Origin of the sequence: Herpetosiphon sp. NSE202 (genome assembly GCF_042688385.1) — a bacterium.
GTDB lineage: Bacteria > Chloroflexota > Chloroflexia > Chloroflexales > Herpetosiphonaceae > Herpetosiphon.
In genome coordinates this window covers 438,144-448,257 of sequence record NZ_JBHUPY010000012.1, presented here as the reverse complement: position 1 = coordinate 448,257, position 10,114 = coordinate 438,144, and the positions used below count along the sequence as shown (strand labels likewise).

At 51.2% G+C, this 10,114-nt stretch carries 11 protein-coding genes; 1 reads left to right on the top strand and 10 read right to left on the bottom strand.

What is annotated here, in order from left to right:
* Window positions 1-125 precede the first annotated feature (125 nt).
* Both ACFMKP_RS16480 and ACFMKP_RS16475 read right to left on the bottom strand, forming a co-directional pair.
* Window positions 126-803: a pentapeptide repeat-containing protein gene (locus ACFMKP_RS16480; RefSeq protein ID WP_382293231.1), complete on the bottom strand. Its 678-nt coding sequence runs from the start codon at window positions 801-803 to the stop codon at window positions 126-128.
* A 111-nt stretch (window positions 804-914) separates the two neighbouring features.
* Entirely contained in the window at window positions 915-1,868 is a 954-nt protein-coding gene (locus ACFMKP_RS16475; RefSeq protein ID WP_382293229.1) for a ring-cleaving dioxygenase, read from the bottom strand.
* Window positions 1,869-2,027: 159 nt separating this feature from the next.
* On the opposite strand from ACFMKP_RS16475, the gene ACFMKP_RS16470 reads away from it, so the two are divergent.
* Entirely contained in the window at window positions 2,028-3,191 is a 1,164-nt protein-coding gene (locus ACFMKP_RS16470; protein ID WP_382293227.1) for an FAD-dependent monooxygenase, read from the top strand.
* Here ACFMKP_RS16470 and ACFMKP_RS16465 read toward each other — a convergent pair.
* From ACFMKP_RS16465 to ACFMKP_RS16430, 8 genes are all read right to left on the bottom strand, one after another.
* Complete coding sequence (locus tag ACFMKP_RS16465) at window positions 3,188-3,715, bottom strand: hypothetical protein (protein WP_382293225.1); 528 nt, start codon at window positions 3,713-3,715, stop codon at window positions 3,188-3,190. The genes ACFMKP_RS16470 and ACFMKP_RS16465 overlap by 4 nt on opposite strands.
* A gap of 51 nt (window positions 3,716-3,766) precedes the next feature.
* On the bottom strand, window positions 3,767-4,993 hold the full coding sequence (locus ACFMKP_RS16460; protein WP_382293223.1) for a hypothetical protein: 1,227 nt from the start codon (window positions 4,991-4,993) through the stop codon (window positions 3,767-3,769).
* A complete protein-coding gene (locus ACFMKP_RS16455) occupies window positions 4,993-5,688 on the bottom strand; it encodes an ABC transporter ATP-binding protein (protein ID WP_382293221.1) in 696 nt (231 codons plus the stop codon). The genes ACFMKP_RS16460 and ACFMKP_RS16455 overlap by 1 nt, the downstream gene beginning before the upstream one ends.
* A 56-nt stretch (window positions 5,689-5,744) precedes the next feature.
* Window positions 5,745-6,191 (bottom strand): hypothetical protein, encoded by a 447-nt coding sequence (locus ACFMKP_RS16450; protein ID WP_382293219.1) that lies wholly within the window; start codon window positions 6,189-6,191, stop codon window positions 5,745-5,747.
* A 165-nt stretch (window positions 6,192-6,356) separates the two neighbouring features.
* Complete coding sequence (locus tag ACFMKP_RS16445) at window positions 6,357-6,479, bottom strand: hypothetical protein (RefSeq protein WP_382293238.1); 123 nt, start codon at window positions 6,477-6,479, stop codon at window positions 6,357-6,359.
* Window positions 6,480-6,686: 207 nt separating this feature from the next.
* On the bottom strand, window positions 6,687-7,517 hold the full coding sequence (locus tag ACFMKP_RS16440; protein ID WP_382293217.1) for an ABC transporter ATP-binding protein: 831 nt from the start codon (window positions 7,515-7,517) through the stop codon (window positions 6,687-6,689).
* The gene (gene ntrB, locus ACFMKP_RS16435) at window positions 7,517-8,365 is read right to left on the bottom strand and encodes a nitrate ABC transporter permease (protein WP_382293215.1); all 849 of its coding nucleotides are present in this window, start codon (window positions 8,363-8,365) and stop codon (window positions 7,517-7,519) included. The genes ACFMKP_RS16440 and ntrB overlap by 1 nt, the downstream gene beginning before the upstream one ends.
* A 256-nt stretch (window positions 8,366-8,621) precedes the next feature.
* Window positions 8,622-9,842 (bottom strand): CmpA/NrtA family ABC transporter substrate-binding protein, encoded by a 1,221-nt coding sequence (locus tag ACFMKP_RS16430; RefSeq protein WP_382293213.1) that lies wholly within the window; start codon window positions 9,840-9,842, stop codon window positions 8,622-8,624.
* Window positions 9,843-10,114: the final 272 nt, after the last annotated feature.

Genomic DNA, 10,114 nt, shown 5'->3' with positions numbered 1-10,114 from the left:
CCAGGCCGTGAACGCGACACACACCGAGGCTACTGCAGCACCCGCTGTGGGAACGTAGGGGGATGCGTACCATTCCATAGAAACCTCGCTGGAAAAAATCCAGCGAGGTTTTTATTTGTTTACTCTTATTCTTCGATCTCTAATTCGCGGATGGTTAGGCCCAGCGCTTGGGCGATTTCGAGCGCTTGGCGTGGCTCGATAATCAAGCCTTGCAGCTGCTTTGGCTCGATCTGCATGCCAGCGATCTGCGAGCCGCGAATATCAACATTGCTTAACGTGGCATTGCGGAAATTGGCTCGACTCAAATCGCAATTGCGAAAGCTAACATCGCTTAGTTTGGCAGATTCAAACGTACTTTCGAGCATCCGACAATCGACAAAGTGGATATGCTCAAGCCGCGCCGACCACCAGACACTATAATCAAGTTGACAAATATTAAAGACAATATGCTCTGCTTGAGCTTCAACAAATTTCATGCCACCTAAACGGCTATTGTGCCATTCTAAACGCTCAAGATGGCTTTTCTCCCAATTGGCATGGCTCAAATCGCATTGCTCAAAACTGCTATCAACTAGCTGCGATTGCTGCAATACCACTTGATCAAATTGGCATTGGCGCACAATCGATTGCTCCATAAAAATATCTTTGGCCCGTTGTTGACTGAAATTAAGCTGCTGCATGCTCAATTGCGCATAGTTGCCATTATCGTTCAAGCGTAATTCAGTGACGCTTTTTAGCTCATTTGCTGGGCAATGTTGTGGCGGAGTAATGCCTTGGTAGCGTTTGCGACGTGGACGTGCCATGTTTTTGCACCTCTCAGAATTAAACGAACAGGTGTGTTATTTTAATCTGTTTGGCGAATTTGGCAACTCAATCGAGCGCGCTTACCATCGTAGTAAGCGCGCTCGGATTGTTTAGGTTAGTGGCTTGAGGTTGGCAACAATGGCCTCGCGGCGTGGCTCAAGGAATGGTGGCAACACCACCGATTCACCCAAGGTAGCGGGATCTTCATCAACCGCAAAGCCCGGCCCATCGGTGGCAATTTCAAATAAAATGCCATTTGGCTCGCGGAAATAGAGGCTGCGGAAGTAGTAGCGATCAATTTCGCCGCTGGTGCGAATGCTCAATTCGCGCAAACGCCGCGTCCAGCCATGATATTCTTCTTCGTTGGGTGTGCGAAACGCCACGTGATGCACGCCACCAGCGCCTGGTTGGGCTGGCGCTAAATCTGGCTGCACTACAACATGCAATTCTGCATCTACGCCGCCTTTGCCCATTTCATAGACATACACTGTGTATTCCTGGCCTTCGTTGAGGCTATATTGGCGAACTTGACGCATATTCAGCGCTTTGGTCAACACCGTATCGCTAGCTTCAAGTTTGGGCACGCTCATACGAATTGGCCCAAGCCCACGAATTTGGTGCTCAGCTGGCACTGGACTAGCATCCCATGGCGTATTTGGGTCGCCAGCGCCTGCATCATCAATCAGGCTTAGACGTTGGCCTTCGTTATCTGCAAAATCGATGGTCAAGCGGCCATCACGCTCAAGCACGCCGCTATGCTGAACACCTTGTTGGCTCAAGCGTTCAGCCCACCACTCAAGGCTGGCTTTGCCCGTTACCCGCAGTGCGGTGTTGCAAATGCTATGCGTCCCGCGTTGTTCTGGCCCAACTGGCCAATCAAAAAAGGTAATGTCGCTGCCAGGTGTGCCTGCGCCATCAGCATAAAATAAATGATAAGCACTCACATCATCTTGATTAACGGTGCGCTTGACGAGGCGCATGCCTAAAACTTGGGTATAAAAACGATAATTTTCACGCACATTGGCGCTGACTGCCGTAAGATGGTGGATTCCGGTTAATTGCATAGTTCGCAGGCCTCATAAACTCTAGCTAGCCCATTTCAGCTAGCGTTTGTATTGTACAACGCTTTTCAAGTTGACATAAATCATTAAATAATTAACCCTTGACTTAAAACATACCTTATAGTATGTTTTGCTTAGATTGATAAATTCAACGAGGATGTAATGCAACCGATAACGATTATTGGCGGGGGAATTGGTGGTTTGTGTTTGGCGATTGGCCTGCATCAACGCCAGATTCCAGTGCAAATCTATGAGGCTGCGCCAGTGCTACGGCCTGTTGGCGCGGGGATTTTATTGGCTCCTAATGCCATGAACTTGCTCGAACGCTGGGGCTTGGCTGAAGCTGTACGCCAGCGTGGGTTGTGTCTTAGTGCATTGGGCGGCAGCGAATTTGGCATTGTGGATGCACAAGGCCGGAGTTTATTGCCTGGTTTTGATTTGAAATTAATGCGTGAGCGTTTTGGCCAAGAGTTGCTGACAATTAGCCGTGCCGCTTTGCAACAAACTTTACTCGATGCCTTGCCAGCCGATTGCGTGCAGCTTGGCAAGCGCTTGGTGGGCTTGCAGCGAACAGCCGCGGCAGTAGAGGCCGAATTTGCTGATGGCTCAACGATTCAGACTACGTGCTTGATTGGGGCCGATGGCTTGCGTTCGGCAGTACGCGAGCAGATTTTCCCTAAGCAACGCTTGCGCTATTCGGGCCAAACCTCGCATCGTGCCTTGGTGCAGCTCGATTATCGTGAATTAGGCCAGCCTGTTGCCGCTGAAATTTGGGGCCAGCAGCTGCGGTTTGGCTATACGCCAGTTGGGCAGGATTTGGTGTATTGGTATGCGACCAGCCTTGCAGCCCAAGGCCAGCGTGATGCTTCGCCTGCTGCCGCCCGAGCCAGTTTGCTTGCCCAAGGCCATGATTTGCCAGCAATCGCCAAAACGCTGATTGAGCGTACCAGCGATGAAGCCTTGCTACGCACCGATATTAGCGATTTAGCGCATTTGAAAAGCTGGTATCAAGGCCGAATTGGCTTGCTTGGCGATGCGGCCCATGCGACAACACCCAACCTTGGCCAAGGTGGTTGCCAAGCGATTGAAGATGCTTGGGTATTGGCCGAGATGCTTGCGCGCTACGAGCAACCGCAATTAGCCTTTTTGCACTATCAAAAACGCCGTATGCCCAAAGCCCAAGCAATTGTTGATACCTCGTGGCGGGTCGGCTCGCTGGTGCATGTACCCAAGGTTTGGCAACAGCTACGCAATCGTGTTTTGCGGCTGGTACCACGCAGTTTGGGCCAACGCCAAACCAATTTTATCTATGCTTTAAACGATTAACCAGCGTTGCGAGCTGGCTGGAATACACTCCAAACTAAACCAATAATCCACAAACTGAGGGCTGGCAGCCAGCTCGCTAGATTGAGATTTGGCTGCAATGACCAAGCCCAAAGCATAATTTGGCCAGCCCGTTGGCCAAAAAAACCGCTCAGCAGATGGAAGGCGATTGGAATCAGCGCGGCTGTTTGCCAGCCAAAGAGCCGTGCTGCCAGCAACCCCAAGCCCATAAAGCCAAGGCTATTGCGCGCTATCGCGAGCAGCAATGGCTGATCGAGCACGCTTGCCAAGAGCCAAGCTAGCCCAACAAGGATTGCACTGATCCCAAGCAGCAAGCCTGCATCAAAATAGCGAATTGGTCGCAATGCCGTTTGTTCAAGCCATGGATCTCCCTGACTAAACGCTTGGGCAAGCAGCAGCCACCACGCCGCAGGCAGAATTAATGCCAAAGGACTGGCAATTAAATCGCCGCCTAAAAAACTTGGTAACGGTAATTGTAAGCCACGTCCAATGCTTGCCAGCAGCAATAACCCAAGGCTTGCGCCAATACACCACTGCCTTAAGCCAGATCTGCATGCTTAGGCCTCAAAGCGTGGCGCTAGATCGCAGCTAGCTAAGGCTTGGCGATTATATTCAAACCATGCCAGCTGTTGCTCACGTGGCTGTTGCTCAAGCTGTTGGAGCAATTGAAAATCGCTGGCACTTAATTGGCTTTGGGCAACTGCTTCAGGCACACCAGCTTGGCGTAAGAGCCACCAGAGACTCAGCGCTTGGACTGCATAGGCAGGATACGGCTGGTGTTGGCTACAAGTTGGGGTTGCAGGCAAGATCGCATAGGCAAAATTGCGCACAATATCCAAATCGCTCGCTTGCTCTCGAACAATAAAATAGCTGCTTTGGGGTTGCAATGGCGATTCGCTCCAAGCACTGGGAAAGGCGATATTTGCTTGCTGCCAGCCTTGTTTGGTTTCTTGGGCCAGCCGTTGCACATCGGGCAAGCGTTGGGCATGCTCAGGCCAAACACAGAGCTGAATTTCAGTATTGCTACAGGTTAATGCACTAGGATCACGATCCGCAATTGGATCATAATCGAGCTGCTGCACGCGTTGAGCTGCCAGCCCAATGCCACTTAGCCCAATCAGCAAGGCTAAACCGATGCGCCAGCGGCTGCCAAACGCTTGCCAGCCGAGCCAGCATGCAAGCAGCACACTAGCAACCAGCAGCCATTGCGCCTGCAAAAATGCCGGAGCAAGCGTATATTCGGTTGCACAGCAGCCAATGCTATAGCCAGTTAAATGGCGAATCCACGGCGTGCTGAGGCTGTTAGGGAAAACCATCCACAGATAATCCAGCAGCAAAACGCCAGCTACAGCACTGATTGCTGGCAGCAATAAGCCAAAACTAAACCCAATCACAATGTGGATTGCTAAAGTTGCGAGGCCTGTGATCAGTACTAAGGGCGCTGGAATCGGCGCTAAATCAACCAATACCAGTTGAACGATGCTATTGATCAGCAGGCAGCTTGCACCAAAGCACCAAATTGGACTCGTTGCATTGAGCACAATTGCCCATGGTTGGCGGGCATGAGCGTTATGCCACCATCGCGCTTTGCGCAACCGCGCTGCCTCCCATGCCGCCCAAGCAGCACAAATTGGCGCAATCAGCATCAACATGCGCATGCCACGTGCAGTTGCTTCAAGTCGATAGGCATCGGTTGCAGCTTGCCAATTAATCGGATGCAGCAAACTAAGCCCAAGCATAAGTGGCCAAAGCCAAAAGCTCGGCCAGCGAAACCATCGCAGCATTAGTGATTGCCTCCAATAAAATAGGCATAGGCGGCTTCTGCTGGACGCGGGCTAGCGCTGGGGGCGTGGGCCAAAAACTCGTCGCTGCTGCCTTGGAAGCGAATTTGGCCTTGATAAAGCACCACAACTGTATCGAATAGCTCGGCTAAATCATCGACTTGATGGGTTGAAACTAGCATGGTGTGATTATTCGGCAGGCTGGCTAAAATTGTGCGAAAGCGCTGGCGTTGGGTTGGGTCTAGGCCAACGGTTGGCTCATCGAGCAAAATAATGCTTGGCTGGTGGATAATTGTTTGGGCCAAACCGACCCGCCGTAGTTGGCCCCCAGATAAATTTTTGCTCAGATCATCAGCGCGTTCAGTCAGATCGACTGCTGCTAAAGCTGCTTGGGCTTGTTCCCATGCCACTGCTTGGCTCAGCCCTTTCAGCCAACCAGCATAGGCTACTTGCTCGTGAACGGTTAGCCGATTGATTGCTAAGACATTTTGCGGCATCCAGCCAACATCACGTTTGGCATTGGCCAAAATTGTGCCTGCCTTGGGCTTGAGCACACCTGCCGCCAAATTAAGCAAGGTCGATTTGCCAGTGCCATTTGGCCCCAATAAAACTGTTCGCCCAGCGGGTACTTGCCATGAAAATTGCTTGAAAATTGCTGGCTTACCGCGATAGCCAAAACTCAAATTCTCAAATTGCATTGTTTATCATCAATCGAGCGCTGTTGTTGCGATCCCAACAGCGCCCCCAAAATTAATTAGTAACTAACATTAACTGGATTGGTGTTGACCGAAATCCCGTTATTAGTAATGCCACTAATGGCCCGAATAGTCCAATAAAAATTCCCCGCTGTTGTTATTTCGCCAAAATTCGCTGAACCTGCATTTGAGCAATAGACTACGTTTTGGCCGTAACTGGCATCAGGTAGGAATGAAATATCACGTTTTAATTCAACCGTAATCGAATCATTCGAGCCGTTACCACCATCGCTATCAACACATTGGCTAAAGCTCACGAAGGTTGCGTTTGAATCATTGTGGTTATCAGTCCAGCGTCGTGATTCAAAGCCAACCCGACAACCGGTGCAGCTTGAACTCCAACTACCTTCAGCCAAGGCAAAACTGATGCTGCCCAAGCTCAAACCCACGGCTAATGCACATGCTGCCAGCGTTTTATGCCACGCAAACTTGCGATATGGTCGCATATCGATCCTTCCTCATAGAAATATCTATGCTTGTGGATGCTTATTAAAATCGATTATTTGGGAGTGATGAAGCAAGAATGAGGATGAAGAGCGCTCTTCTAGAACTAGAGTATCATGCCTACGGCTGTACTGCAATGCTGGGAAACCCTACTCTTTTTTAAGAATCTAGCTCGATTGATATGGTATAGTTTGTTGCAGCCAATACCATTGGGATAAGGCTGTACGATTGTGAATATTGAGGCGCTTGAAGATTGTTGTTAAATGTTTTTCGACCGTGGTAGTGGTAATGCAGAGGTTTTGGGCGATTTGGATATTGGTTTGGCCTTGGGCAACACAGGCTATCACTTGTCATTGGCGTTGACTTAATCGCATCTCGCTACTCCTTAATGCCTAACAATTGTCTGTATTTATACCATAATTTGGCGCTTAAATACAAAAAGCTGTCGCAGCATCGAGACAGCCTACGAGACACAACTTTGGGTACTGATTGTTGGTTTAGCAGTGCAATGAGAGTAGCAAGTGGGTGCGGAGGTTGTTCCAGATTTGGCTTGTCATAAGGCTTTGTTTATCGCGTGGCCGTGGCAAGTCAACCGTAATTATTTCTTTGATCGTTGCACTTGGCCCATCGCTAAAAACCACAATTCGATCGCTGAGGTAAATCGCTTCATCAATATCGTGGGTTACCATTACCACGGTTTCGGTGCGGGCATCGCCGCTCCAGAGGTCTAATAATTCTTCTTGCAAGCTGCCGCGCGTGAGGGCATCGAGTGCGCCAAATGGCTCATCGAGCAAGAGCATCCGTGGATGCACCGCAAACGCGCGCGCAATAGCCACCCGTTGGCGCATGCCTCCGGAAAGTTGCATTGGCTTTTTGTGCACATGATTGCTGAGGCCAACCCGCGCCAGCACAGCGTCGGTCAAGGCTTTGCGCTCGGCTTTGCTCAAATCGGTTTGCACCGAATCGACAGCTTCATAAACATTTTGATAGACCGAGAGCCATGGCAAGAGCGAATAATGCTGGAACACCATCGCGCGTTCTGGGCTGGGAGCTTGAATTGGCTTGCCATCGAAAACCATCGTGCCTGTGCTAATGCTCGTCAGGCCTGCAATCATATTCAGTAAGCTGCTTTTGCCACAGCCAGAATGGCCAATAAAGCTAATAAACTCGCCCGATTGAATGGTTAGATCAATCTCGCGCAAGATGTTGATTTGGCCTTGGCCGCTGGGATAATTCTTGCCCACGCCGCTAATTTCGAGCAACGGAGCGGCCTCCATTGGCAAGATTGTGCTATTAACCGATGTGCGCGCTAACAACCGTGGAGCCATTAGTGACCTCCTTCTTGCCACGCAGCCATGCGTTGGCCAACAAAACTAAATCCGCGATCTAAGCACAAACCAGTGATGCCAATGATCAAAATTGCGCTCATCACCCGTTCCAACGAGAGCGCATTCCACGAATCCCACACAAAGAAGCCCAAGCCTGTGCCACCAGCCAACATTTCGCCAGCCACAATCACCATCCACGCAATGCCCATCGAAAGCCGCATGCCGGTCAAAATTGCCGGAAATGCTGCGGGCAACAGCACTTTGCTGACATAGCGCCAGCGGCTAAATCGAAACACTTTGGAGACAGCTTTGAGATCGGCGGGAATATTTTGCACGCCCATGGTGGTATTGACCAAGGTTGGCCAGAGCGAGGTAATGACAATTGCAAAAACCACGGCTTTGGGTGCATTGTGAAGTACCGCTAAACCTAATGGATACCAGGCCAGCGGCGAAACAGGCCGCAAAATTTCAATCACTGGTGCGAGCATTTTGCGCAGCGCAGCACTACTACCAAGAAGCATGCCAAGCGGAATCGCAATCGCGATGCCAATTCCCCAGCCAGTAAAAACCCGTCCCAACGAAGCCAAGAGCTGAATCCCAATGCCTTTGTCGTTTGGGCCATTGTCGTAGAACGGGTCGCGCAATAGCTCGCCCAAGGTGCTGGCAGTAGCGAAGGGTGTTGGCAAAGCGCCAGCAGAAATCCATGCGGCAACTTGCCATAAGCTCGCTAAAATAAGCATGCCGATGATGATTGGGCTAAGCGTTTGCCAGATCATTTTGAGCCAGTAGCGCATGCTGGTCAGCGCTGAATGCTCACGTCGCGGAATAACGTCGATCATCTGGGCCATGAAGCTGCTCCTTTTGTTGTTGGCAAGTGGCTGGTGTGTCGTGATGCTTAAGCTCCCCTCACCCCAGCCCCCTCTCCCGTGGCGCGGGCGAGGGGCTTTTTTGCGTGGTTCTGGCGCACTTGGTGGTGAAACACGTGCTCTCCCTCGCCCGCGTTCAGTGGGAGAGGGGGCTGGGGGGCTGGGGGGTGAGGGCATGGGCCACAGCATACTAATTGTTAACAAATTACCCTTGTAAGGGGTCATGATGGCTTGTGGGCTAGGATGGGCTTTTGGGGTCGAAGCTGCGTTGATCAAGTGTGACAGTGAAGGGTTGTAAATCGTCGCTCGCCACCGTTAAGCTCATCTCTTTGGCAACTTCTGCATACAAGTCGCGCAAAATCAGCTTGTCGGCGATGGCGTTGTAGTCGGGAGCATTCGGCACAAGCCCAAAGCGCAGGTATTGCGCCATAAACCAAATTGCATGGCTGCGTTGTGGCTCGTTGACTGCGCCTGCTTGATGAAACACCATGCTTTTGCTTGGCTCGAATGTGCGTTCGCCGAGGGTTGCACCCAAGGTGTATTGGCCCTTCAAACGGGCTTCAATCACATCGGCTGGGGCGTTGACATACGCTTGGCCGCCGATGACCTTGGCGGCTTCGGTGCGATTGTTGAAATCGTCGAGCCATTGCGAGGCTTCAAGAATCGCCTTCATAACATTTTTGAGCTCAGCGCGGCGTTTTTCGGCAAAGCTGGGGTTGACCACCAAGGCCTTCTCTGGGTGTCCCGCCCACAGATCTTGGGTTGCCAACACGGTTTCGCCAATGCCCTCTTTGACCGCCACGCCGTTCCATGGCTCGCCAACGCAAAAACCATCCATCTCGCCGATGCGCATATTGGCGACCATTTGCGGTGGAGGAATGGTGATGATTTTGACGCTTTGTTGATCAACTCCAGCGGCGGCCAGCCAATAGCGCAGCCAAAGATCGTGGGTGCCGCCCGGGAAGGTGGCGGCAAAGGTGGCAGGTTTATCAGCGGGGCGTTGGCTTAGGATCGCTTTAAGTTTGCTCGGGTCGCCATAGCCAGCAGCTTTGGCCAATGTGCTGCTGAGCGTAATGCCTTGGCCGTTTTGGTTCAGCACCATGGCAATTTTGAGTTCACTTGCAGCCTTGCCACCTACGCCCGTGTAGACCGAGAACGGCATGCCAAACAAACAATGGGCCGCATCGAGGTCGCCAGTTAACAGCTTATCGCGCACATTGGCCCACGAAGCCTCTTTGACGACCTCAATATTTACGCCATATTTTTTGTAATAGCCCAAGGTATGGGCCATTACGACTGAAGCACAATCAGTCAGCGGAATAAAGCCAATTTTGATTGGGCGCTCCACTGTTTCGCTGGCAGTTTCGCTACCGCAGGCGGTCAAGAGGCTTGGTGCGGCGATTGTCGTGGCGAAGGTAGCGGCAGTTTTGAGGAAATTGCGACGGCTGATTTTAGACATTGGAAGCTCCTCCGTGAAACCTGTGGCACACACATCGAATGCTTGGGAGATCGCGATAATTAATTAATTTGGCATAATTAAATATCGGTAGCACGATTCACCAGCATTGGTGAGACTGCGTGGCGTTGCAGGAGCTATCGCGAAGCGAACAGGTTCGGTATCACACCATCAGCGGTGGAAACTGCATTCGTTGCAGGGAGTTGAGCTATTGGTTGTGGATCAATTCCCTCACCCCAACCCCTTTCTCGTGTTGCGGGCGAGGAGCTTTAATC

Bases quoted from the DNA above. Each gene is read 5' to 3' on its own strand.
- ACFMKP_RS16475 (WP_382293229.1), bottom strand. From the start codon at position 1,868: ATGCAATTAACCGGAATCCACCATCTTACGGCAGTCAGCGCCAATGTG.
- ACFMKP_RS16470 (WP_382293227.1), top strand. From the start codon at position 2,028: ATGCAACCGATAACGATTATTGGCGGGGGAATTGGTGGTTTGTGTTTG.
- ACFMKP_RS16460 (WP_382293223.1), bottom strand. From the start codon at position 4,993: ATGCTGCGATGGTTTCGCTGGCCGAGCTTTTGGCTTTGGCCACTTATG.
- ntrB (WP_382293215.1), bottom strand. From the start codon at position 8,365: ATGGCCCAGATGATCGACGTTATTCCGCGACGTGAGCATTCAGCGCTG.
- ACFMKP_RS16430 (WP_382293213.1), bottom strand. From the start codon at position 9,842: ATGTCTAAAATCAGCCGTCGCAATTTCCTCAAAACTGCCGCTACCTTC.
- ACFMKP_RS16440 (WP_382293217.1), bottom strand. From the start codon at position 7,517: ATGGCTCCACGGTTGTTAGCGCGCACATCGGTTAATAGCACAATCTTG.
- ACFMKP_RS16450 (WP_382293219.1), bottom strand. From the start codon at position 6,191: ATGCGACCATATCGCAAGTTTGCGTGGCATAAAACGCTGGCAGCATGT.
- ACFMKP_RS16455 (WP_382293221.1), bottom strand. From the start codon at position 5,688: ATGCAATTTGAGAATTTGAGTTTTGGCTATCGCGGTAAGCCAGCAATT.
- ACFMKP_RS16480 (WP_382293231.1), bottom strand. From the start codon at position 803: ATGGCACGTCCACGTCGCAAACGCTACCAAGGCATTACTCCGCCACAA.